Source organism: Nostoc sp. ChiQUE02 (assembly GCF_034531305.2).
Lineage (GTDB): Bacteria > Cyanobacteriota > Cyanobacteriia > Cyanobacteriales > Nostocaceae > Nostoc.
On sequence record NZ_JAVRBN020000007.1, the window covers coordinates 1 to 25,547 of the forward strand.

The window sequence follows — 25,547 nt, forward strand, 5'->3', positions numbered from 1 at the left end:
GGGCTTCTGGTCCCCACAACAGCAATAGGGAATGTCCCATGCTATCGGCGGGGGTGGATACTGCCACTGTCAGGAAGTTAGCACCTTCTAGGTAGGAGGAGGCTAATCCGTGGGTGTACCAAGAGGTGACGAAGGTGGTACCGGTCAGCCAACCGCCTAGTGCTAGGAAGGCGCAGGGGAACAATAGTATCCCTGACCAACCTACGAATACGAAGCGATCGCGCTTGAGCCAGTCGTCTAGAACGTCAAACCACCCTCTACCGGGGGCGCGTCCAACTGCGATGGTCATTAGAGCAAATCTCCAAATGTTTATAAGTACAGGTTGTATCTGTATTATAGAGGGCTAGATGAAAGCCTTCCATAAGCAGAAAGTTAACTGGGTTGTTAACCAAGTTTACAATTTTTTACACACCTTTAATCATATTAGGTGTAAATCGCTAATTTTTCTAGGGGATTTGTCATAAAAATTAATTTTTTATCTAGATGAGGTGGGGAGTGGGGAAGAAGCAAGGGAGCAGGGAGCAAGGGAGAAGAGTTTTCCCCCCTGCCCCCCGCACCCCGCCCAGCCCCTCTGCCTCTTATGCCCAATGCCCATTTCCCTAGAATCAGTCAGCTGACGCTAAAATGAGTCCTACAGTTAGATTTGATTATTGCTAAATGTTTACCATCGATTTAAGCATCAGAAACACTGCTTTCCCTATCTCAGTACAACGTAAGTCAGCAGAGGATGCTGAAGCTGTCTATCAGCTAATTTTGGCAGCCATACGTTCTGGGAACCCTGACATTGTGGAACTCAAGTGCGAGGGCAAGACAGAGAAAAAAATTGCTGTCCGCGCTAGTGAAATTTCTGGGGTGCAGATTGTTCAGAAAGATGGTACAACCCCTGGTGGTGGCAGACCACCTGGCTTTTTTGCTGTAGCTGCTGAGTAACCAAGGTTGACAAATGGCTCAAGTGGGCATTGAGGTCAAGGATTTAAATTTCAGTTGGCCGAATGGAGAGAAAGTTATCAAATCTTGCTCTTTAGAAGTACCCAAGGGTGAGTTTTGGATGCTCTTGGGTACAAATGGCAGCGGAAAATCAACGTTACTTAGACTACTTGCGGGGTTATTAGCTCCTGAGTCTGGGGAAATTCGGGTTTTGCACCCCGTTGGCTTTGTTTTCCAAAATCCGGATCATCAACTAGTTATGCCAACGGTTGGTGCTGATGTGGCTTTTGGATTGGTGGAAGAAAAGTTGCCACCTGCTGCCACCAGAGCAAGAGTTGAAGAGGCGCTAGGAGCGGTGAATTTGCTTACCCTCCAACGACGCCCTATCTATGCACTCTCTGGGGGACAGAAACAGCGAGTAGCGATCGCAGGTGCGATCGCCCGTCGTTGTGAAGTCTTATTATTAGATGAACCCACTGCCTTACTAGATCCAGATAGCCAGTTGGATTTAGTTGCTGGTGTCCGCCGCCTTGTCAAAAGTCGAGGTATTACAGCCCTGTGGGTGACACATCGATTAGATGAGTTAAATTACTGTGACGGCGCTTTTTTGCTAGAAAAAGGCTCTCTGGTAGATAGAGGTGAAGCCCAACGCCTCAAACAACGTCTGATGGAGGTACACAGTGAAGCCTCTTAATTAAATGCTGAGTGCTGAGTAAATAAATAAAATTCATTGCATTTAGCACTCCTGAAGACTACTAAAAAAGAACTGCAACGCGCCTTTTAAATAAAGGCGCGTTTTAAGTTGGCGCGTCTGTCTTAGGGTTTAGTTTTGTGAGGCTACCGTATTTTTTATTCTATGTAACATAGTGTTACAGACAATGCATCAATTATTATAAAACTTATGAATGAATTTTGTTAACTCTAGAAAATTGTGATTAAAAACCATGCCCCGTTCCTTACTCCAAGCCGTTTTGTTAGTGGACGGCTACAATATAATAGGCGCTTGGCCTTGCCTTAAAAAAACGCGTGATAGTGTTGGACTAGAGGCAGCACGGGGCGAACTTGTGGAAGCGATGACTGGTTATAGCGCGTTTCAAGGTTATGCAACTCAGATAGTTTTTGATGCCCAATATCAGAACACCTCTAGTAATAAAGAAATTATTACTGAACTTTTATCTGTTTATTACACTGATTTTGGTCAGACAGCAGATACTTATATTGAAAAATCCTGCGCTTCTTTTCGTCAGCAAATAGCTCAATCTTTGATTTCTCGTGTGATTGTTGCTACATCAGATCGGGCACAGCAGTTGATGATACAAGGGTATGGGGCTGAATGGTTGTCAGCACAACAACTCTGTGGGGAAGTGGAAGCCACTGTCTGCCGGATGCGACAAAAGTATCATACGCGCAAACAATCTAAGAGTAGGTTTTTAGCTAATGCCATTGACGCTAAGGCGCGGCAGCGTCTGGCTGAATTACGAATGGGATTACAGTAGATATTTAGTATTTAACAGTCTCTGCTTAAGTTCCTGAATAAATTTTGGCTGCAAAATTTCTATAATTAAATATCTAAAAAAAATATTGGCGAAAGTACTTGCCAAATCATATTTTTAGCCCTATTATTATAAATCGTGAGTGGTCCTCAGTAGCTCAGTGGTAGAGCGATCGACTGTTAATCGATTGGTCGCTGGTTCGAATCCAGCCTGGGGAGTTCAGCAATTTTGAATTTTAAATTTTGGATTCTAGATTATCTATCAGAGATTTATGGTCGCTTGACTCGGCTGTGACGTTTCTGAATCATGGGTCTTTTGGTGCTTGTCCTAAACAAGTGCTGGAGTTTCAACAAGGACTGCGATCGCAGCTCGAACATGAACCCTTACGCTTTTTTGGTAGGGAGTGGGAACCCCTGCTAGATGATGCCAGAAGTAAGCTGGCGGCGTTTGTAGGTGCTGATGTCCGGGATTTGGTATTTGTCCCTAATGCGACGACTGGCGTTAATTCGGTGTTAAGGTCGCTGACGTTTTCACCAGAGGACGAAATACTCACAACCAACCACGAATATAATGCTTGCCGCAATGCACTGGATTTTATTGCCAGTCGCACTGGTGCGCGGGTGGTGGTGGCAAAAGTTCCTTTCCCTATTGACTCGCCACAGCAAGTAATCGCAGCAGTAATTGAGCGAGTTTCACCAAAAACACGATTAGCACTTTTGGATCATGTTACCAGCCAGACAGGGTTAATCTTCCCGATTCTAGAGTTGGTGAAGGAGTTGCAACAACGGGGTGTAGATACATTAGTAGATGGTGCCCATGCGCCTGGAATGATTCCCCTCGATTTGCGAGAGATTGGCGCAACTTATTACACCGGGAATTGTCATAAATGGCTGTGTGCGCCCAAAGGGGCAGCTTTTTTGTATGTGCGACGAGATAAACAGTCAGAAATTCGTCCTCTGACAATTAGCCACGGGACAAATTCGCCACGCACTGATAAAACACGCTTTCAGTTAGAATTTGACTGGACAGGTACAGACGATCCTACAGCTTATATGTGTGTACCAGAAGCGATCGCTTTTATGGGTTCGTTGCTACCTGGTGGGTGGACAGAATTGAGACAGCAAAATCATCAGCTAGTGTTGCAGGGAAGACGGCTACTTTGTGAAGCGCTGGAAGTGCAGCCGCCTTGTCCAGAAGAGATGATTGGTTCAATGGCGGTTGTACCATTGCCTGCGATGTTGGAAAACCGCGATTTTATGACTGTACATGATGAGTTGTTTGATAAGTTTGGTATTCAAGTGCAGGTGATGCCGTGGCAGGAAAAACCTCGGCTGTTGGTAAGGATTTCGGCGCAGATTTACAATACTTTAGAGCAGTATGAGTATTTGGCAAAGGTTCTAAAGGGGTTGCTCTCAGGTTAATCTAGTTTCAGGAAAGTGGCGATCGCATCAACGGTCTGTTCTGCACTCTTAGCAGTAAACATTGGGCCAGCTGCCAAATAAATATTCTTGTCAGATACCAAGTTTAAGACGATATTGTAACTGGTTGAACTTGTGACTGTTACTGTGTCAATTGTGACTGCATCAATATTCAGCCCTGATATTTCTGAGAGTTTAGCTTCAACAACTTCTTTACCAAACCAACCTTCACGTTTAATAGTTGCTTTGCCACTGATTTTATCGAAAATGCAAATAATTATGTTATTCATCAGCATATAAATAATGCAAACAGCACCACTTGCAATTAAGAAGAAACCTAGAGGATAAGTCCAAAAACGACTATCTTCATGAATTGTTAATTTTGGTTCTCGTGAGTTTTTAAGAAAAGCATTGATTTGTGCAGCCTTAGATTCTTTCTGAATGCTGTCTGCATTTACTAAATCTATGGGAATTGAACCGTCACTTGTTAGAAGTACTAAGGGATAACTATTCCCAGCAGTGGTACTAGTATCTAGTTTTGCACCTAGCACCTCTTTGAGATTCCAATTTTTAACTTGAGATTTTAAAATACTTTTGGTGATTAATTGACAACTTTGTTGAGTGGATTTAACCCGATTACAAGTAAAAATAGTTGTCTTTGCCAGTGTCGTTATCAACAAAACGCCTCCTGCTACAAATAGTCCGCCAAATAACCAGTAGAGGATGGCTGCTGGCTTAAGTTGTAGTTTCAATAATGTTGGAGTTTGCTCTAAGATTTTGAGTCTCATTGTTGTAACTGTAGTCTTTACTCAAAGCAGCCCACACACGAAATTCAGATTTCCGCATAGGAGATTGAAATGATTTGGTTTAAATCTCGTGTTAGAAATTGTTGTGGCTTCTCATGATATGGCAAAAGCACATACCCAAGAAGCAGATCACAAAGACATTATCGGGCTAGTGGTATTCTTTTAGGTGATTGCACTTAAATTGCTGAAACTAGGATAAACGCTTTACATGACTTCTGGAGCGCTGCCTGCCAATCCTTTTGTGGCTGCGGGGATGATTGAAGATCCCAGGCTGTTTGTCGGTCGTAAAGATGAATTACACGCGATCGCATCTCGGATGATGGGCGATCAGCCTACAAGTATAAATATAGTTGGTGACAAGCACATTGGTAAATCTTCGTTGCTGCATTATTTCGTTCTGACCTGGCAGCAGCGAATATTAAACAACAGCAGTAATTATGTGGTAATTTACCTACCGTTACGGGGTGTAGATTGCCAAACTGAAACGGGTTTCTATGAGGCTGTGGCTGAAGGTTTACTGAGTCACGTTCAGGGATGGCAACAACGCAGTCTGCAAAATTGTTGGAAGACTAAACCGCTTAATCGTCAAGCATTTTCAGATGCGGTGAAGGAATGGAAACAGCAAGGAAAGCTACCCGTCCTCTGTCTGGATGATTTTGAAAGCCTTTTGAAATATCCCGATAAATTCGATAATGGATTTTATGACAATTTGCGATCGCTGATGGATAGCAACGCCTTGATGCTAGTGGTGGCTTCGCGTAAACAACTGGATGTTTATGCTAACGAGCATCGGTTTGTCTCTAGTTTTTTCAATATTGGTCACACTATTTATTTGAATGAACTAACTACAGATGAGGCTATTGAACTGTCGCGCTTACCAACTCGGTCTACAAATGGTGCAGCTTTGAGTGTAGACGAACAGAGTCGTGCCCAGCAGTGGGGTAATCGTCATCCTTACAAGTTGCAATTGGCTGGTTACTATTTGTGGGAAGCACGTCAACAAGGTAAGGCAATCAAGTGGGCGAAACAGCAGTTTGAACAACAGCTTGCAGATCCTAAATCGAAACCAAAAGGAAAATGGTGGCAATCATTGCTGGGTTGGTTATGGGATATACCGTTGCGTCTGGGTCGTCTAGCCACATTCATTGGCACGAGTTGGGATGATGTTCAAAACAGGATCATCGGAATGTTGATTCTGCTTGTGATTGGTTTGAGTCTGGTGCGTGTGCTAACTCTGCCTCAAGTACAGGAGTGGTTGGCAAAAATTTTTAACTTTGTGAAATAGTGATGAGTAACAAGTCCCCAACATCAGGCTTTTGGAATTATGTGGCTGAATGCGTGCGCCTCTTGTATTGGATTTACTTCAAACGTTTTACTTTTGAACGTTGGTTGCGCGATATCCATCCAGAACTGAAGCCGACAGATAACCCTTTTAGTAAACGGTCTGAGTTTCGTACTAACCCCCGCCTGCGTCGCTATGCTAATCAAGTTTGGTGCCTAACTGTTGTAGTTCCAGTGGTAGCTGTATTGCTGGTGGCGCCACTTTACACTCTAGTTAGTGGTGAATCTTTTAAGTGGTTTAGAAGCTGTGTTTTTTTGGTGGGCTGGTTTATAGGAATAATTGTTGACCGTGGTGGTAATAAAAATAGGCTTGTTATTACCCTTATTACTATTGTTGACATTTATCTTGCAGCTAGATTTTTATCAGGCGTAGCGGCAGAGGTGGTAATAGTCGTGGCACTAGGCGTAGTGGCAAGCGTGGGGGGAGGCATGGCGTTCGGTATGGCGAGAGGTATGGGGGGAGGCGTGCCGTTCAGCGTGGCGTTCGGCATGGCGTTCGGCGCGCCGTTCGACGTGGCGTTTGTCATAGCGTTCATCGTAGCGCTAGGCGTGGTATTGATTTTGGCTGTGTTGAGGGTTTGCTTCTGGTTGCCAGAATTACTGTGGATACTCATCCTATTCTTGTTTCCCAATGAAAAGCGGGTAAATTGTTTGCGATATCTGCCTCCTCGCTTTGATGAATTGATTATTTTGCCTCTGCCTTTCATGGATGTGATGATTGTAGAGGCTTACCGAAATAACCCAATGGCTGCTCGTGAGACTATTAATTATCTAATTACATCCACCAATCAGCAAAAAGTTGCTGCACAGGCAATTTCTGGTATTGCTGTAGATATTGTCAATCGTTGTCAGAGGTTGAGCGATATTGTGGAGATTGCCAACCAACTAGCGTGGATTCCCTCACCACCACCAAAAGAACTTGGCATTGTACTGCCCCAATTTTTGGATATTAGTCAGAATGTATGGGTATCACAAGAAGCAACTTCACTTTATCGTCAATATGAGTTACTGAACATTCCCATCAATGCATTACGCCAACTGGGGCAAAGTCTAGCTTTGACAAAAAATGCTCGCGTTGCTGTCTCTTTTGGCAACACTGCACAAGGCTGGCTGACCATACTAGAGACGGCGCAGCGCACTTTAAAGGAACAGGCACAGCGCTCAACAGAAATTCGACAAGTTTATATTGCTGGTAACTCCCTAGACCCGGAAACAGCAAAGAATCGTTTTAAAGGGCGAATTGATATATTTAGAGAAATCGAATCTTTGGCGCTTTCTGAGCAACCGCCAGTGCTGTTACTCTATGGAGGGCGGAGGACAGGGAAAACTTCAGCGCTGAAATATCTACCTTATAGAATACAAGCAAATATTGTACCTTTGCTGGTAGATTTACAAGGAGCAGCATCAGCTACAACCTTAAAAGGATTGGCTGAGAATTTAGCTCAACAAATTATCGAAGCTGCACGGCGATTACCCCGCAAAGTATACTTGCCTCGTCCAGATGCCAATAAACTAGCAGAAGATCCATTTCCAGCGCTGCAAACTTGGTTAGCAGAAATAGAACGCAGCAACTCCGGTAAGCAATTTCTTCTCTGTTTAGATGAATATGAACGCCTGGGTGAGGTGGTGAAAGCAACAAGCAGCCGTGCGCCGCTCAACTTTATTCGTAACCTGCTGCAACATCAACGCAAGTGGATTTTACTTTTTAGTGGTTCACAGGAGTTATCTGAACTTGATGATTACTGGAGTGACTATCTAATTAACACCCGTGCTTTGCGAATGACTTATCTGCACGAGTTAGAAGCCCGCGATTTGATTCAACAGCCAGTAGAGAACTTCAGCGATATTTATGAACCAACTGCTGTAGATGAAATTATCCGACTTACTCGCTGTCAACCTTATCTCGTTCAGTTAATGTGTTATGAGTTGGTGGAGTTGCTAAACCGTGATATCAGAAGAAACAGGCGAGAAGCAGATACAGCAAAAGCTACTGCACAGGATGTTAAAGAAGTTATACCTGTTGTGCTTGAGCGAGGCGATCAGTATTTTCGGGAATTATGGAAGAGTTTAACAGATAGCGATCGCTCTCTCCTGCGCCGGATAATCCACGGGGAGACTCCCACACCGCAAGATAAAGGTGTTATCCGCAAACTAACGCGAAAAGAAATCTTGACTCAAGAAGGCAATGCTTTTCAAGTGCCTTTAGTGCAAAAATATATAGAACAGTTGCTAGAAGAAGAATAAGCGATCGCTACACTAGTACAGCGCAGCCTATAATTCCTAATTACCGCTTGTTAATTTGTTCTTATCGCGATATTTGTTTTTAATACCAATTTAATTAATGATTGCAACACATCCTTGGGTAAAGTAAAGACGCGATGAATCGCGTCTCTACAAATGGTCTATTTGTCGCATAGTTTTTTCAAATTGGTATAATATCGCAATTTTCGTTACAAACACTACGATTTTCGTTACAATCAATATGTTTTCATTACCAACGCTACGATTTTCGTTACCAACACTACGATTTCTGTTACAAACAATCTGATTTTTGTTACAAACACAATAATTTCGTTACAAACAATCTGATTTTCGTTACAATCACTACGTTTTTGTTACAAACATCATAATTCTCGTTACAAACATCACGATTTCGTGCTGTAATAGCTTGCTAAATTCAAATTAACTATGAAATATCACAGTCAGTAAAGGCAGGAACGCCAATAGAAAGCCATGCCAGGATTGCAATTGAGCTTCTGGGGTTGGTTCTGGTGGTGCTAATAGAGCTTCTACTCTTTGTTCTAGGCGATCTGCACCAGAGGAACCTAATGCAGCACAGCAAATTTCCGATAAGACGGGGCCGCTACTAACCACTAATAAAAGTGATTCTGCTAACACCAGAGGGTCTACCTGCAATGCTGCATAACCGTCAGCACGGAGTTCGCGCAAAGCTAACAGTTCTTCCCACAAAGGCTCTGTATTCGGCAACCATGCTGTGCAAGAACGCACCCAACCCAGCCAGAAAAACCAGAACGTATCCCTATAATAGTGATGCCCTTGCTCATGGGCTAAGACGCTTTCTAAATGAGCCGATGAGAGAGTTTGCACTAATCCTTGGCTAACCACTAGCTCTGGTTGCCAAAAACCGATTTGACCGGCGAACAACGCGCCCGTTTGCAGCAGTCTGGCTCGTCTATCGCCAACATTCACTAGGGGGCAGTTACGGGCAGATTCTACAGACTGCCAACCTTGGAAGGCAAGTTTAATGCATGAAATGGCAAAAAATGCCAAATAAATTAATGCTAGTAAATAGCTAATTGAGCCTGTATACATCCCGCCCATTTGTCCTTGAGGCCCCATGAACAGCACAGAGATCGCAGTCATGAAAATTAGCAAAGGCGGGAAGAGAAACAAAAATAGCGATCGCTGCCACCGCAGACTCCAACTGCCTTGGGGTTGATTCCAAGCGGATCTTAACCACCAGGCAAGTGCCAAAGCATTCAAAATCATTATCAGATGCATCATTGTTCCTCCCTGGCTTGGCGTGCTGATTGAATGCGTTTGGCGATCGCTGCTATTTGCTCACTAGCTGCTTCATCCAGACTATCAGCAAAGGCAGCAACAACATCGGGATTCCCCACCGCCAGAAATCGCTGTAACTGCTCGTGAGCTTTGATGACTTCTGATTGCTGCTTACTCAGCATTGGCCGCCAATAAAATGCTCGCTCTTTCTTGTCGCAGGCTAGCCAACCTTTATCAGTGAGGCGACGTAAAACGGTGGTGACAGAAGTATACGCTAATTCGCGGTTGGGATCGGCGAGGATGCGATCGTGAACATCCTTGACTGTGGCTGAACCAAGTTCCCAGATGATATTTAAAATTTCCGCTTCCAACGGGCCTAAAGATAGTTGTTTGGGGCGGTAGTCCGGTAAAGGTGCCATAGCGATTTTCGATTTGGGATGAGCGGAGTGGAGGTAAAAATTTTAGTTTTTATTTGGCAAGTTTAGTCAGGATGCGTAGTGGTGCTAACTTGGAATGCCAAATACAGCTTTAAAAAATCTGTTCTTGTTTTAGATTACAGGATAGTGCAGTAAATCTGAAAGTCTAAAAGCATAAAAATGAACTTTGTGAGTATTTTTGTATTGAATGGGTTACATCGTGCATTTTGATGCTAAAAAAGTCTTTGCGAATAATTGTAACTATAGTTAGTGACATCAACTAGGTAGAATGTTATTTGCGACAGTAGTATTAAAACAGGTGTATCCAGCCCGTGAAGTTATTCGTATACCACACTCCTGAATTGACTCCAACGGATAAAGCGCCAGAATGTGCGATCGCAGTCGATGTGTTGCGAGCCACTAGCACAATAGCGACTGTCTTGGCAGCTGGAGGCGAAGCTGTACAAGTATTCAGTAATTTAGACCAGTTAATTGAAGTTAGCGAAAAATGGCCCTCTGAAAAACGGCTGCGGGCTGGAGAACGCGGCGGCGCGAAAGTACCTGGCTTTGAGTTGGGAAACTCTCCCCTCGACTGCACACCAGAATTAGTGCAGGGTCGTCGCTTATTTATCAGCACCACCAATGGCACTCGTGCCTTACAACGGGTACAAGACTCCCCAAATCTATTAGCAGCAGCCTTGATTAACCGGGCGGCGGTAGTGCAATTTATTTTAGAAAAGCAACCAGAGACAGTGTGGATTGTCGGTTCCGGTTGGGAAGGTAGCTTTTCTTTGGAGGATACAGTTTGTGCGGGTGCGATCGCTCATAGTATTTTGCAGCAAACCCAGTTGTCACCAGAAGAACTAGCTGGTAATGATGAAGTAGTTGGTGCGATCGCTCTTTATTCTCAGTGGCAAGATAACTTATTGGCATTATTCCACCAAGCTAGTCACGGTCAACGATTGTTGCGTCTTGACTGTCATGAAGATTTAAAATATTGTTCCCAAACTGATATTTTAGATGTTTTACCCATACAACATGAAACGGGAGTATTAAAAAATCAAAAGTAGAGACGCGATTCATCGCGTCTGTGGGGAATGGGGAATAGAGAGAAACTTAATCAACGCGATGTGCAACTTATTCTTGGAACCCCGCTTCCATTCCTCTCCCCGAAAGGTCGAGAGGCTTTGATTATTGCTTCCCTTCCCTTGCAGGGAAGGGGTTGGGGGTTAGGTTTTAGAGAAAGTCGCACACGGCGTTAATCAACAATGCCTTATACCCCATGCCCAATTTTCAAATCTGTGAGCATTTGCCGAAGTCTTTGCCGCCAATGAGGAGCATAAGTCCCTAGAATTGCCGCAATTTTTCCACAAGCAAGCACAGAATAGGCTGGGCGACAGGCTGGTGTCGGATATTCGGCAGTTGTAATAGGGACAATATGTTCAACTTTTAAAGGGAAGCCTAGCTGTTGGGCTTCTTCAAAAATGGCAACGGCAAAGTCATACCAGCTAGCAACACCGCTATTAGTGTAGTGATAAGTGCCGCTAATTTCTGGGGTTAACAGGGGAATTGTCTGGGCTATAACTGCCGCTATATCTTGCGCCCAAGTCGGGCTACCAATTTGATCGGCGACAACACGGAGTTCTTGACGTTCTGCACCTAGTCGCAGCATGGTTTTGACAAAATTACTTTTGCCAAATGTTCCATAAACCCAAGCAGTGCGGAGGATGAGATGATGGGCGCAAGTTTCCCGAATAGCTTCTTCTCCAGCGAGTTTAGTTTTACCATAAATACTCAAGGGATTAGTCGCATCAGTTTCCTGGTAAGGGCGATACCCGTTACCATCAAAAACATAATCTGTCGAAATATGAATTAGAAAAGCTCCTAATTTTTGGCTTTCTTGGGCAATAATTAGGGGTGCAGTAGCATTAATAGCGATCGCAAGTTCGGGTTCGCTTTCTGCTTTGTCCACAGCAGTGTAAGCAGCGGCGTTAATGATGATTTGCGGTTGCTTGGCTCTGATAACGTTGCGGAGGGTATCGGGTTGGGTAAGGTCTACTGTTGGGCGTGCTACTGAGATAACATTGCCATAGGATGGGAGTATTTGTTGCAGTTCCTTACCCACTTGACCGTTACTACCAATCAGCAAAATTGATTGACTCATCCTAATTAGTTCTCGTACCTAACGCAATCATCAAGCTTAATCAAATATTTCAGCAGTTCTCAAAGGATTTCCGGCTTGGTCTTTAGCTGATAAAATCGGTGGCGCACTCAGTGGCCAATCTATAGCTAAATCTGGATCGTTCCATAGAATTGTGCGATCGCTTTGGGGCGCATAATAATCTGTAGTTTTGTAGAGAACTTCAGCTATTTCTGAAAGTACGAGGAAGCCGTGAGCAAAGCCTAATGGTATCCACAGTATGCGTTTATTTTCAGCACTGAGTTCAGAACCCACCCATTTCCCAAATGTAGGAGAGCTTTTTCTAATATCTACGGCTACGTCAAAAATAGTACCAACAACAGCACGGATGAGTTTACCTTGGGGTTGTTGGATTTGGTAGTGCAGCCCACGCAAGACGTTTTGCTTAGAGTAAGAGTGGTTATCTTGAACGAAGTTCGTAACAATGCCTGTCTCTTGAGCAAATTTTTGATAGTTGTAAGCTTCAAAGAAAAAACCGCGATCGTCTGCAAATACCTGGGGTTCAAATTGTAGAACTTCGGGAATTTTGGTATGTACAATGCTCATTAATATTATTTATAGGATGTGCCGCAGTATTCTGATTCTTAGATGAATTTCGCATTCATATTTTACAGGCACTGTGTTTCAACTTTGACAGTGGCTTGTCCTATTTTTAACAAGTGAATTAGGTCAGTTCAATTTGACAGTCATCGCCAATCAAAAATCGCAAGGCTTTGGGGCGACGGGGTGCAAGACTCAATTGTGCCCTTTGTCCAATGACACTATCAATAATACGCTGATGGATTCCGGCAATTTTAGCACTTTCTAAAATCACACTGTGTTCTAAATCGGTATCAATGAGTGTGACATTATTAGCAATACTACTATAAGGGCCAATAAAGCAGTTTTCTAAATGACAATTGCTACCAATGACTACTGGCCCCCGAATTGTGCAGTTAATTACTTTAGATTTTGCACCGATTTGGACTCGCCCAATAATCTGACTTTGAGCATCGACTTCGCCAAGAACTGATGCTGTTAGATAGGTGTCAAGAATCAATCGGTTAGCTTCTAATAAGTCATCTTTTTTACCAGTATCAAGCCACCAGCCTTGAAGATTATAGGCTAAAACTTGCTTGTTTTGATTAATTAGGTATTGAATAGCATCAGTAATTTCCAATTCACCTCTGGTGGAAGGTTGGATATTTGCGATCGCATCAAAGATGAGATGAGAAAAGAAATAAACTCCTACCAGTGCCAAATTTGAAGGAGGAACTTTGGGTTTTTCAATTAACTGTAATACTCTTCCTGTTTCATCGACCTCAGCTACACCAAAGGCGCTAGGGTTTGCAACTGAACGCAAGAGAATCAAAGCATCTGGCTGTTGTTGGCGAAATTGTTGCAGAAAGTAACGTAACTCACCTAGTTGAATCAGGTTATCTCCTAAGTACATGACAAAGGGAGAATCTCCTAAAAAAGGACGAGCGACTTGGACAGCGTGAGCAAGTCCAAGTGGCTGGTCTTGTATGATGTAGGTGATGTTCGCTCCAAAGTTTTCTCCATTTCCGGTTTTCCCTTGGACTTCTGCCCCAGTTTCTGGACTGATAATGATGCCAATATCAGTAATACCAGCAGCGACCATTTCTTCAATGCCATACCATAAAACAGGTTTATTAGCAACTGGTACAAGTTGTTTTGCCCCGCTGTAGGTAAGGGGACGTAAGCGTGTACCTTTACCGCCAGAAAGAATTAGTGCTTTCATAGTGCTTTCATCAGGATTTAGGATTAATTACAAGTCATTAGTCAAGATAATCTGAAATCTTGACAAAATCCCAAATCCTTGCATTTAAATTCTGGTGTTAGTTTATCTTTTACAAGTAACGGGATAACACTTCGGCAGTTGCTTTTCCTGTTTTTTCCCAACTGAATTGTTGAGAGTGAGTAAGACCTTGGCTAGAAAGGTGCGATCGCAATGCTGAATTAGTTGTGATCGCCTGCATTGCCTCTGTAATTTCTCCTGTGTTGTAGGGATTGATCAGAATGGCTGCATCGCCAGCCACTTCTGGCAAAGAGGAGAGATTGGAAGTAATGACAGGAGTACCACAAGCCATTGCTTCCAGGACAGGTAAACCAAAACCCTCCCAAAGACTGGGGAAAACCAGAGCGATCGCTTGATTGATAATTTTTGGTAATTCGCTGTAAGGAATGTAGTCTAGGAACTTTACTTGATTAGTTATACCTAGTTCTGCAACTTGCACTTTTAAAGTAGGGGTGTAACGCGAATCAATTGGCCCTACTAACCATAGTTCGTAGTCTTTGCAGTTAGGTAACGCAGCAAAAGCACTGATGAGTCGCTGGATGTTTTTGTATGGGTCTTGGCGACCAATGTAGAGAAAGTAGTTGCGGGTAGCTAGATTGAGAGGACGGAAGTGAGTGCGATCGTGAGCAAGAAGAATAGGAGTAATTTTGCTAGCTGGAATTTGGTAAAAATCAGTGATGTCTTTAGCCGTACTCTGGGAGATGCAAATAATATGTTGTGCTTGCTTAAGGACTTGAGGAGTGTAGTAGCGGTGGTAAGGCGTAAGTGGTGAGAAGCGTTTAGCAAAGCGCAACGGAATCATATCAAAAGATGTGACGATAAAACGGCAGTTGCTATAAAGGGGTGCTTCTGGTAACGGGGAGAATAAAAAACTTGATTTGAGGTTTTTATATATTTGTGGTAGTTGAAATTGTGTCCAGAGAAGACGGTTAAAATGACCTTTAGTGCCGTAGTCTGGTGTTAATTTTGATGAAATTTCATAGCATTCATAGTCAGAAATTGACTGTGAAGTTAATAATGTCAGCTTAAGAGATTGCAGATTTGCAAGAATATTTAAAGCGTAGGTGGTTATACCTGTGGGTTTCTTAGATAAAAAAGATAGATTGACCAACAAATTTTTAAGCTTTTATTTAAACTGAATTTAATTATACAAACAAGAGAGAAACTCCTCAGCAGATTCTTGCCATGAAAATGGTACATACTCATTTCTGATGCGATCTACCAAATTATTGTAGTAAACCTCTGAATCAAGTAACTCTTTTAAAGCTTCATACAGTTCTTTTGGTTGAGTAGGAGAGAAATATCTACAAAAATCGCCTCCTACTTCAGGCAAAGAGCCACCATTGCTGGCAATTACAGGTTTACAGTGTTGTAGCGCTTCTACCACAGGTAATCCAAATCCTTCATAAAAGGAGGCTTGAACTAAACAGTAACAATTTTGATAGAGAAAATCTAATTGAGCATCGGTCACTGAACCTAGTATTTGTATGAGCTTGCCATACATTTTATTAGATTCTATAAAATTATCAGTTTCTGAGTCCCAACCTTTATTACCTGCAAAAACTAAAAATACATCATCATGACCAGAGTTGATCAATAAATCAAAGGCTAAAATGATGGTTTTAATATTTTTATGAGGCACTAAACTTCCAACCACTAAAATATATTTATTATTAAGTAATTTTTGCAATTTTACATCAAAATTCTTATTTCTTTCACTTACCAATAAATCACCTTTATAATAGTTACAGCCTAAACGAAAGCTTTGAACAATTTGTGTATTATTATCTAATATTCCTTGATATTTCGCTTTATTATAATCTTCAGCACTCTTTTGAGAAATACATAATACCTTGTCGAATAAAGTAGAATAATCGCTATAAAATTTTGTAAAAGCTTCAGTAAATCCCTTGGAAGAAAACTCTGGAAACTTTATTGGAATGAGGTCATAGCATATAACTACAATAGTAACTTTATTCATTTTTAAAAGTTGTAAAAATCGGTAGTAAGTTTTAGGTAAATCCCAATTAGCATCAGCTATAACATAAATATCTTCTGGCTGGACTATAGAACCTTCAAATTCCGGAAGAACCTTTTTCTTATTTTCTGAATTTAAATGAAACCAATCAATTAAATTTGATAAATGTAACAATTTTATCAATTTATTTTTCAGCCTAAAAAGTATAGCTTTAACTTTTATATTTATTTTGGTTATAACAAGATATTTATTAACCTTGATAAAATCCTCATCTTGCTGTTGATTAAGATTAGTCACCCTCCGTATAAAACTACCATCAAACATAACTGCTACGATTTCTATATCTGTACGGTTCGAGCTTATTTTCAATAATTCAGAAGTTAGTTCTCGAACTACTCGATGAATTCCAGTATTTTTATATGTATGTTTTGCAGTGTGAGTACAATCTATAAATATCTTCATCCTAAAACCTATTTAAAACTATTTTTATTGCAAATCTTTAATGAATTTGGTTCTTCAGTATGTATTATGCTGGACTTTTAATTAAAGTCCGTCACTTGCCTTGAAAATCAAGCTTTACAAGAAGTTATAGCTTCAATTTTCGAATTAAGCCATAAACGCTAAGATTAACGGTCGTTATTATTGCCCAGTAAGGGTTTTAAGCTGATTTACAGACGTATTTAGCATAACAAGTAATGAAGAGCCATGAATTTTTTGTTTAAAAAACTTACCTAAGAAAACCCATAACTAAAAAACTCAGTAGTTACATTCTTACGTAAGCTATTTTACTTTTTCTCTAGTTTCAAGTTAATGGTTATTTATGATTAAGAAACTAAACGAGCTAACTGCTTAATTTCTTAAGGTCATAATCAACCATTAACTCGACCAATTGACTAAAAGAGTATTGAGGCTGCCAACCTATTCCATTTTTAATTTTATCAATGCAACCAACTAACTGCACTGATTCATCAGCGCGATAAAAAGCGGGGTCAACCGAGACATAATCTTGCCAATTAAGCCCAACACAGTCAAAAGCACACTCAACAAGTTCTTTAACAGAGTAGGTTTCACCACTGGCAATAAGGTAGTCATCGGGTTGTTCCTGCTGTAACATCAGCCACATAGCGTAAACAGCATCTTTGGCGTAGCACCAATCACGACGGGCATCTAGGTTGCCTAATTTTAATTCATTTGCCAAACCTAATTTTATTTGGGCAACTGCGTGCGTGATTTTGCGAAATACAAATTCTGTCCCACGTCGAGGTGATTCGTGAGTATAAGTAATACCACAACAGTTGTAAAGGTTGTATTTCTGCCGATAGTTGACAGTCATCCAATGAGCATAAGCTTTGGCAACACCATAAGGATTCCGGGGACGAAAGGCAGTGCGTTCGGTTTGGGGCGATTCGTCAGGTTGACCAAAAACTTCACTACTGGATGCTTGATAGAATCTGGCATCAGGTTTGCAGCGACGAATAGATTCTAAGAGGCGAGAGACGCCGAGAGCTGTATATTCAGCAGTGAGAGCAGGTTGTGTCCAAGAGAGAGGAACGTAACTTTGAGAGGCGAGATTGTATATTTCGTCTGGTTGACATTCGCTCACTACATCCATGAGGGATGATTGATCGAGGAGGTCGCCGGATACGATTTGAATGTCGCCATAAAGGTGGGTAATACGCTCTAGATTACTGGTGCTAGAACGGCGGACTAGACCAAAGACTTGGTAGCCTTTTGCTATGAGTAGTTCGGCAAGATATGAACCATCTTGTCCAGTTAATCCGGTAATGAGAGCTTTTTTAGTCATTAATTAATTGAAATCTCGGTTGACGAGAGTAAATGAAAACATCAAATATTAGACGCTTAGATATTACTTCGCATACAGGCGATATAGAACATATATGAGTTTTTAGGATTATTATTTAGACTTAAATTTTGAGAAACCTCATCAACTATAAAAGTAGATTTTTTAATTGATTGTGGAAGTTCTATCAGTCCTTTGGTTTGGATTATTTCAAAATTATAATCATTTAATATTTCTATCAACTCATCATAATAATACTCAAGCTTATGTTCTGGATGAATATAGCCATAGGGACATTGTAGTTGGGTAACTCGTCTGTTTGGAGTGTCTAGTGCAAATACTCCATTTGGTTTAAGTAACTTATAAACCTGTAAAAATACTTGTTCAGCATCTTCTCTAGAAACATGCTCAATAGACTCTCCTGACCAAATTAAGTCGAAATAACCCTCTTTAAACTGACTTAAATCAGCCATATTTGTATAAACATACTCAATTTCGCAGCTTTTATGCATAAGCTTAGTTGTAGACTCAGATATTGGAATTATCCGTTCATTCGGAGGTAAGTCTACAATAAATAGTTTTTCTGGCAGATATGGATAACCAAAACTTAGTAAAGCACCTATAGGATCGCCAGGATTAGCACCTCCTAAATCTAAAATAGTTTTAGCTTGTGGAAGAAGTGTTTGAACCATTTCCGACCTTACTTTGTGAATAGAATTCCAGAATTCTGGAGAGTACCTACTCATTACTTTTTGAGAAAATTCCGTTGAAGCAATCAGTTCTCTGACAAGATCATGTCTAGCTAAACCTTTATCTAACATTTTTGACCAGTTAGATAATCCCTCAGAATCAACTTCTCGATTTAAAATAATTGTGTATGCTCTTTTTAAAAAATCTTCATTTGAATCTTCTTTGGTGAAAATTTGAGATATCTTAGAGACAATTTTACCTTGAATTTTTGCTTTCATATTGTTGCCTGACAACTGTTGCTAAATATTTATTCAATCTTTCCTCCCTAAAACTTACTTGTTTTAGCATGGATGGTTATTCAAGGAATTTGAAATTATTTAACAGCATGAATTTCCATTTCATAACACAAACCATTGACTCGCTTTGTATCAACAACTTTTATATCTTTAAATCCACAGGTTGAGAGTATTTGAGATAAGGCTTCTGGAGTGTACATATTGTAATGGTAATTTCCTTGATAATCTTGAGATCCATAAGTAACTTTTCTCAAGTTATCCCAAGAGAACTGTCCATTTACGTAATCCACGATCATCGATTTTGCATCAGGGCAAACGATCACTATTTTGCCCCCATTTTTTAGTAATTCGTACCAATAAGTTAAAATGTGGTTAATAATTTCATACTCTGTAAAATGTTCAATAACATGAGCATTATATATTTCTGCAACAGTCCCTTTTTCAAATGGCAAATTACCTATATCGGCAATTACATCAACACCATTTAATCCTCTTTGATCTACATTAATATAATCTTGCATAATGATGTGACCACAGCCAAGATTAAGGCGTATATTGTGTAAATTAGCCGCAAATTTTTCCTTATCGATAATTACTGGTTTTTGAGTTTGCTGAACTTTTAACCGATAACTAAATTCACTTCTGGTCATTTCATTTTCAATGATAGTGAGACTTTGCGTTTCATATACTAACTTTTTAAGCTCGGCCAAAGTATCCGTTAAACTTTGCTTTTCATTCTCTACGTTTTCCTTAAGTTCGGCTAATTGAGATTCTATAGTTTTATTTACCTCTGTAAGAGTTTCATAAAATCCAGTTAATTTATCTTCTGTACCTTTGTTTTCCTTTACAATACCTTCATGAAGCGAAGCTAACTGGTGTTGTACACCTTGATGCACTTCTGTAATACTTTTATTTACTTCTGCAATACTTTGATCGAGTTTAGCTAACTGATGTTCCACATCTTTATTCACCTCTGCAATCCTTTCATAAAATACCCCTAGCTGATGTTCAACATTATTATTTCCATTAGTGATACTTTCCTTGATACTTTCTTTAATTACAGATAGTAACTGTTCAATAGTATTTTTATCATCAGCAATATTTTTCTTGATTGAATTTAAATCATCTTCTAAAACTTTGTTATTGGAGATTAGAGCATTATTAACAGAAGTCTGTCGTTGCATAGATTCATGAAGAACAGAATTAATAAAAGTTACAGCTTTGGGTACTACAAAACGATTAATAATATAGTTAAGCCAACCCCAACTAATAATGTGAGGTTTTGTTACGCTCCAGTCCGAACGCGTAAGAAATTCATTAGATTGTTTTACGGAATGCTGCAAATGTTGATTTGTAATTTCAGTATTATTGATTGAATCGTATTGCATATTGTCTTTTTCTGCTTCTAGCGACAAGATATTTTTTTGAAATCTTTGAATAATTTGGCTATCGATTATCTGCATTTGAGTATCGGCATTAACTAGAGAGGAGTAAATTTTTACACTAGCTTTTGCCATGTTTCTGCCTGAAAGAACTTCTACTCTTTGCTTTGCACCTTTGCCCAATTGATATCTTAGATTATTATCCTTGACGAGAATCAGAATTTTTTGTGCCAGCTCTTGATAATTATCAGGTTCAAAAAGAAGACCACATTCGCCTTCCACTACTACTTCTGGAATCGCTCCTGCTTTTGCACCTATGACAGGTTTACCGTGAACCATTACTTCCAATGGCACTAGTCCAAAAGATTCATAGCGAGAGGGAAACACGAGAAAATCACAGTTAGCGTAAAGTAACTCTCGCCTTTCCTCGGAGACCATACCCAAAAATTGGACACGCTCGTATGCATGATCGCCTAGTATCTGACGCGCTTTTTCTTCCCAGCCTCCAATATCTGCACCAGCAATCCAAACAAATATTTTTGGCTCTTTAGGCATTATAAGTTTTAAGGCATTAAGAAATACATCAATACCTTTTCTTGATTCTAAGCGACCAACAAAAAGAATTTGTATAGCTCCCCGTTTTAAATCTTTGGGAAGTTCACCATAATTAGTGACATTTGTATAAGTAGGCCAAGGTTGTACCCCTAAAGGCTGGACAAGCCAGCGAGCATCAGGAATTAAATTATAATTTGATACAACACTATCTTTAATACTGTGGCTAATAGCAATAATACTATCTGCGTAGCGAATTAATTCCTGTTCCATTTGCACACAATGCTTCAAATCCTCACTCATCTGCCATCCATTCATCTTTATAGAGACAAGAAGTGGAGTTACTAAGCGGACTATGAGTGGTACTTTAAATTCAGGACGAAGCATTAATATGCCAATTCCTTCAAAATCCCAAAGAGCAGACTCAATAACGCTGATTGGACGCTCATGATGAATTTGTTGTACTATCTGTGCCACTTTTCTTGCCCAAGCAAGATTTTTTGAAAGAATAGGACATTGTGGGATGCCATCATAATTTTCGACAGAAGCAACTTGGATATGAGTCAGAGGTCCAATCACATCCGTACAATCTCTTGAACCACGACTGATGACAGTTACTTCATGCCCCATTTGTATTAGTTCTCGGGCAAGGGTTTGATTATATGCTCCAATTCCTCCGAATGAGTTTGGAGGAAATTCTTGAGAAATAATTAAAATATGTAGCTTAACTTCTTTAGAAAGATACCATTTTGTATCCTGGCTTCCCATATAAGAAACGAAAGGATTATTTACATCATCTAAATTTTGCCCGAGTCTTCGTGGAAAACAAGAGTCATAATAACCACGTAAAGTACCTATAACTGCACAATAAGAATAGTAAATAGCTAGTTTTAATTCCAAATCATCTTGACGCCAGGCCTCAATAAAACTTAAGCAACGTTCTTTCAATATATTTTTACTAGTTACCAATATCCTTGTATATAAAGATGCCGATTGCGCGGCATTTTTAATTCCAAAATAGGCAGTATTTTTAGTTATTACTCTCCAGTTAAAATTATATTTCCCTAATCTGTTATGACTTTGTGCAAATTCATGCCTCACATAAGCTTGATTGGCATTTGCTAATACACCACCTGCTTTTTGTAATCTAACTGCCAAATCGGTTTCATCAAGGTAATAATCATATTGTTCATCAAAACCATTGACTGCAATCAAAGCATCTCTACGGAATGTTGAGTTAGTTCCCATTAAGTATCTATAAAAATCAGGTTGATTGATTCGTTGATCATTAATAGAAACGTGATATGCTGCACCAAACAAATCTGAAATTCCTGCTTCAAACTGAAATATAAATTTATTTGCAAAAAATGTCCTACCACCTACGCCTACAACATTTGAGGGCAATTCCTTATAACGTTTGACAATTTCAAAAAGCCAGTTGTCATAAGGCAAAGCGTCATCATCAATAAAAGCTACAATATCTCCAGAAGCTTGTTGTATACCTAAATTCCGTGATACTGAAAGATTACGCAGAGGATTTTGAACTACTTTTATATCCTTCCTAGCTGAAAGAACTTCCATCGTATCGTCAGTTGATGGACCATTAACTACTATTACCTCAAAATTCGTATATTTTTGATCTTTAAGATAGTTTAAACATCTCTTGAGATAGTCACTACGATCGCAAGTGCAGATAACTACAGAAACCCTTAATGGCTCTTTTCTCTGATCGTTTTCTGTAATGTTGTCTATAATTGCATACAAACGCTTACGTACAGCATCAGAACTGAAACGATGAGCTTGTTTAATACCATGAAAAATTAGTTCATCTTTAAGAGTCTTGTTTGTAAACACTGAATGAATGCGCTTAACAGCACTTTCAACATCCAGATTTTCAAGAGCGCCAGGCCCTCCACCCATAGTATCTGCTATTGCTGTTCCAGCATAAGCAATTACTGGTATTCGATTAAGAAATGCCTCTACTATAGGTACACAGAAACCTTCATGTTCACTCATGCATAGAAATAAATCTGCTGCTTTATAGTAAGCGGGAAGGTTTTCGTCCTCAACTTTACCTACAAGCGTAACTTGTGTATTAAGTGCTAAAAGATTGATTTTTAAGCAAAGCTTTTTGTAAAAATAATCATTTTCATCATACCTACCTACTAAATATAAGTGATGTTTTTCATCTGGATATAATTTTATATAATGATTAAAAATGTCTATAATAAGGTCTTGCCTTTTATTTGGAGCTATACGTCCAACGAATAGCCAAACCTTATCAAGATTGGCTTGCAAACTTTTGACTAAATCCTCAGATATCAATGTTTGAGTAAAATCAGTAACTATAATTGGAAGTTCTTTAACTTGGCTTGCTCCTAAATTTTTAGCTTCTTGACAATTAAATGGTGAATCTCCTAAAACTAAATTATATTTGCTAATGATCTGCTGAAGTTGAGCTTGACCTTTTTGGCAAAATTTGTATAATACTGCTGTTTTATCAAAAAAAGTATGAGGTGTTATGTTGTGGTATACAAAAATTTTGTATCCACGTAAAGTACTGATTGTATCTGCAATTTCCGAATAGCCACAGAAGTGATGTATGATAACAGTATCTTCATCCATACAAAACTCAGCAATATTTTGCCGATGTTTTTCTACTCTAGAATCTGCATATTTAGAAAAAATTTGTGCTTTTTCACCCTTTTCTATAAGCATCTGATGAATTCGGATTACTTGATTTGATACCGCATCACCAAAATCCAATGCGTCTAAAACCTGTACATATCTCAAACTCATGCATTCACCTCAAACAAATAGAGTTTTTTATATATAGTTTTTGGAAATTGAGAAAGTATATTTTTTAATCACGTTTATTAATCTATTATTTTTTTAGTAAATAAAATCCTATATCATTGGCTTAATTATTCTACTTATTATTAAAGAGGATATTTTATTTCTTTTATAGTTTTAGCAGGAATACCTGCAACAACATGATAGCTAGGAATATTTCCTTTAACAACCGAACCTACTGCTATCACAGAATGCTTCCCAATGTTACAAGGTCCAATAACTGTTACATTACTAGCAATCCATGCACCTTCCTCAACAATAATATCGTTTCCCTCTTTTGGAAAATCCTCCATTCTTTCTAATCCAAATTTTGTATAGTTGTGAGTGCCAGTTATTAAACTAACATTATGACCAAAAAAAACATGATCGCTTACTGAAATGTTTCCTGATGATACATTAAATAGTGCATTATTAACAACACATGTAGGTGACAATGTTAGTCTTTGAGAATCACCAAAAACTATATATTGGGTTAAATTTACTTGCTTGATACGTTCATCAAAGTAACCTTGGGATATAAGTTCATCAAGATAATTTTGAATATGAGATTTCATCCATATTTCTATTTTAGACTTCAAAAATCTTTCAATTAACTTGTACATAGTAATTCCTCACATAGTCTTACCTTTGTGCTGGATAATTGAATTAAACCATGTACAATTTCGTTTGTAGCTGATTGGATAACAGTTGCATTTTGAATCCAATCTAACATTTCATTACTATCGTTTGAACCATCAGCGAATGCTATATCTATGGCATAGCTGTCACCAGTCAAGTGAGGCCAAACTATTTCAAATTCAATAATTGTTGTTCCCTTCTGCGACTTGGATAACCAGTCATTACCAAAATTTAGGTCTATTAATTCAGTACTCCACCCTGATAGAACAGTACGCAACCTATCAACTAAAGCTATGCCGACATTTGGCTTTCTAACATTATCATGGATAAAAGTGCTAACTCTGATTTTAATTACATCTCCTGGGTACGCTAATTTCAAAGGTTTATTGTCTGCACCAAGTACTGATATACCATTAATTTCCGCTCTACCTGTCCCAAATCTTTCAAAACTGGAAAAAGCTATATATGGCTTATTCGTATAAGTATTTAATTGCTTATTAGTAATTTTACAAACATCTATTTCTACCGATTCAGGAATTTCCTCTGTATCCTGCTGTAATGCTGCATTATTGACTTTATGTCTCTTATTCACTTCTTCATGCACCCATGCTTGATAGTGTTTGCATACTTCAGGTGGTTTTCCAGAATCTACTATTAAACCCTTATTAATCCAGAGAGCTTTTGAACACAGGCGTGAAATAGAACCTATATCATGAGATACAAATAATATTGTCCCACCGGCATCTTGAAAATCTCTAATTTTGGCCATACAACGATGGACAAAGATACCATCGCCTACTGCTAAAGATTCATCTACAATTAAAACTTCTGGGTTAACGTTAATTGCTACTGAAAACGCTAAACGAACAAACATACCGCTAGAGTATGTTTTGACTGGCTCTTCCATAAAATCGCCAATTTCAGCAAAGGAAGCAATTTTGTCAAACTTTGCTTCTATTTCTGCTCGGCTTAATCCTAAAATTTGCCCATTAAAAAATACATTTTGTCTGCCAGTAAATTCAGGATTAAACCCACTACCTAGCTCGAGCAAAGCAGAAACCCGCCCCTTGACTTCAATTTCACCTGTCGTTGGTGTTAACGTGCCTGCAATAATTTGCAGTAGAGTACTTTTGCCAGATCCGTTTTGACCAATAATTCCTAAAGTCTCGCCTTTAGCAACATCTAAATTAATATCTTGTAATGCCCAAAATTCTTGTGAATGGCTTTTGCCGGGTAGCAAAATTTCTTTAAGTCTATCTCCCGGACTAGCATACCGCTTGTAGCATTTCGAGACATTCTTCAGCGAAATTGCAATTTTCTCACCCATACCACTACATATTTACTACTAGAACATTCAAGACTGCACAACTTGATCAATCACAAATAAATGATCAATTTAAGCTATCAAGTATTCCATTCTTTGTTGGAGCATACATAATTTATATTTCAAACCGCA

20 protein-coding genes, 1 tRNA gene and 1 pseudogene are annotated in these 25,547 nt (G+C 39.6%); 8 read left to right on the forward strand and 14 right to left on the reverse strand.

Features of this window, described 5'->3' with window-relative positions; translation table 11 throughout:
* A pseudogene (locus tag RM347_RS09300) lies at positions 1 to 289 on the reverse strand (photosystem II D2 protein (photosystem q(a) protein)); the annotation flags it as partial.
* A gap of 368 nt (positions 290 to 657) precedes the next feature.
* On the opposite strand from RM347_RS09300, the gene RM347_RS09305 reads away from it, so the two are divergent.
* The 5 genes from RM347_RS09305 to RM347_RS09325 all read left to right on the forward strand — a co-directional run bounded on the left by RM347_RS09305 (position 658) and on the right by RM347_RS09325 (position 3,841).
* Entirely contained in the window at positions 658 to 930 is a 273-nt protein-coding gene (locus RM347_RS09305) for a hypothetical protein (RefSeq protein ID WP_012410874.1), read from the forward strand.
* Between the two features lie 13 nt (positions 931 to 943).
* Positions 944 to 1,621 (forward strand): ABC transporter ATP-binding protein, encoded by a 678-nt coding sequence (locus RM347_RS09310; RefSeq protein WP_322720876.1) that lies wholly within the window; start codon positions 944 to 946, stop codon positions 1,619 to 1,621.
* Between the two features lie 250 nt (positions 1,622 to 1,871).
* Complete coding sequence (locus RM347_RS09315; protein WP_322720875.1) at positions 1,872 to 2,423, forward strand: NYN domain-containing protein; 552 nt, start codon at positions 1,872 to 1,874, stop codon at positions 2,421 to 2,423.
* A gap of 143 nt (positions 2,424 to 2,566) precedes the next feature.
* Positions 2,567 to 2,638: transfer RNA gene (locus tag RM347_RS09320), tRNA-Asn, on the forward strand.
* Positions 2,639 to 2,662: 24 nt separating this feature from the next.
* A complete protein-coding gene (locus RM347_RS09325; protein WP_322720874.1) occupies positions 2,663 to 3,841 on the forward strand; it encodes an aminotransferase class V-fold PLP-dependent enzyme in 1,179 nt (392 codons plus the stop codon).
* Here the strand turns inward: RM347_RS09325 and RM347_RS09330 are convergent.
* Entirely contained in the window at positions 3,838 to 4,626 is a 789-nt protein-coding gene (locus RM347_RS09330) for a hypothetical protein (RefSeq protein ID WP_322720873.1), read from the reverse strand. The genes RM347_RS09325 and RM347_RS09330 overlap by 4 nt on opposite strands.
* A 226-nt stretch (positions 4,627 to 4,852) precedes the next feature.
* Between RM347_RS09330 and RM347_RS09335 the strand changes: the two genes are divergently transcribed.
* Together RM347_RS09335 and RM347_RS09340 are read left to right on the forward strand one after the other, a co-directional pair.
* Positions 4,853 to 5,929, forward strand: a complete 1,077-nt coding sequence (locus RM347_RS09335) for an AAA family ATPase (protein WP_322720872.1) — start codon at positions 4,853 to 4,855, stop codon at positions 5,927 to 5,929.
* A gap of 2 nt (positions 5,930 to 5,931) precedes the next feature.
* A complete protein-coding gene (locus RM347_RS09340) occupies positions 5,932 to 8,229 on the forward strand; it encodes an ATP-binding protein (RefSeq protein ID WP_322720871.1) in 2,298 nt (765 codons plus the stop codon).
* Between the two features lie 438 nt (positions 8,230 to 8,667).
* Here RM347_RS09340 and RM347_RS09345 read toward each other — a convergent pair whose 3' ends face one another.
* Complete coding sequence (locus RM347_RS09345) at positions 8,668 to 9,507, reverse strand: M56 family metallopeptidase (RefSeq protein WP_322720879.1); 840 nt, start codon at positions 9,505 to 9,507, stop codon at positions 8,668 to 8,670.
* Complete coding sequence (locus tag RM347_RS09350) at positions 9,507 to 9,926, reverse strand: BlaI/MecI/CopY family transcriptional regulator (protein ID WP_292721488.1); 420 nt, start codon at positions 9,924 to 9,926, stop codon at positions 9,507 to 9,509. The genes RM347_RS09345 and RM347_RS09350 overlap by 1 nt, the downstream gene beginning before the upstream one ends.
* A gap of 329 nt (positions 9,927 to 10,255) precedes the next feature.
* Between RM347_RS09350 and RM347_RS09355 the strand changes: the two genes are divergently transcribed.
* Entirely contained in the window at positions 10,256 to 10,993 is a 738-nt protein-coding gene (locus RM347_RS09355; protein WP_322720870.1) for a 2-phosphosulfolactate phosphatase family protein, read from the forward strand.
* Positions 10,994 to 11,196: 203 nt separating this feature from the next.
* On the opposite strand, the gene rfbD is transcribed toward RM347_RS09355, so the two are convergent.
* From rfbD to RM347_RS09405, 10 genes are all read right to left on the reverse strand, one after another.
* Positions 11,197 to 12,087: a dTDP-4-dehydrorhamnose reductase gene (rfbD, locus tag RM347_RS09360; RefSeq protein WP_322720869.1), complete on the reverse strand. Its 891-nt coding sequence runs from the start codon at positions 12,085 to 12,087 to the stop codon at positions 11,197 to 11,199.
* A gap of 36 nt (positions 12,088 to 12,123) precedes the next feature.
* A complete protein-coding gene (gene rfbC / locus RM347_RS09365) occupies positions 12,124 to 12,669 on the reverse strand; it encodes a dTDP-4-dehydrorhamnose 3,5-epimerase (RefSeq protein WP_322720868.1) in 546 nt (181 codons plus the stop codon).
* Between the two features lie 118 nt (positions 12,670 to 12,787).
* Positions 12,788 to 13,864 carry a glucose-1-phosphate thymidylyltransferase gene (locus RM347_RS09370; RefSeq protein ID WP_322720867.1) on the reverse strand — a complete coding sequence of 359 codons (1,077 nt, stop codon included), beginning with the start codon at positions 13,862 to 13,864 and terminating at the stop codon, positions 12,788 to 12,790.
* A 109-nt stretch (positions 13,865 to 13,973) separates the two neighbouring features.
* Complete coding sequence (locus tag RM347_RS09375) at positions 13,974 to 15,035, reverse strand: glycosyltransferase family 4 protein (RefSeq protein ID WP_322720866.1); 1,062 nt, start codon at positions 15,033 to 15,035, stop codon at positions 13,974 to 13,976.
* Between the two features lie 27 nt (positions 15,036 to 15,062).
* Positions 15,063 to 16,361, reverse strand: coding sequence for a glycosyltransferase family 4 protein (locus RM347_RS09380; protein WP_322720865.1), 1,299 nt, complete (start codon positions 16,359 to 16,361; stop codon positions 15,063 to 15,065).
* A gap of 379 nt (positions 16,362 to 16,740) precedes the next feature.
* Complete coding sequence (locus RM347_RS09385; RefSeq protein ID WP_322720864.1) at positions 16,741 to 17,703, reverse strand: GDP-mannose 4,6-dehydratase; 963 nt, start codon at positions 17,701 to 17,703, stop codon at positions 16,741 to 16,743.
* Between the two features lie 56 nt (positions 17,704 to 17,759).
* A complete protein-coding gene (locus RM347_RS09390) occupies positions 17,760 to 18,668 on the reverse strand; it encodes a methyltransferase domain-containing protein (RefSeq protein ID WP_322720863.1) in 909 nt (302 codons plus the stop codon).
* Between the two features lie 95 nt (positions 18,669 to 18,763).
* Positions 18,764 to 23,419: a glycosyltransferase gene (locus RM347_RS09395; RefSeq protein ID WP_322720862.1), complete on the reverse strand. Its 4,656-nt coding sequence runs from the start codon at positions 23,417 to 23,419 to the stop codon at positions 18,764 to 18,766.
* 140 nt (positions 23,420 to 23,559) lie between these two features.
* Positions 23,560 to 24,075, reverse strand: coding sequence for an acyltransferase (locus RM347_RS09400; RefSeq protein ID WP_322720861.1), 516 nt, complete (start codon positions 24,073 to 24,075; stop codon positions 23,560 to 23,562).
* On the reverse strand, positions 24,063 to 25,418 hold the full coding sequence (locus tag RM347_RS09405) for an ABC transporter ATP-binding protein (RefSeq protein WP_322720860.1): 1,356 nt from the start codon (positions 25,416 to 25,418) through the stop codon (positions 24,063 to 24,065). Before RM347_RS09405 ends, RM347_RS09400 begins: the two co-directional genes overlap by 13 nt.
* Between the last annotated feature and the right edge of the window lie 129 nt (positions 25,419 to 25,547).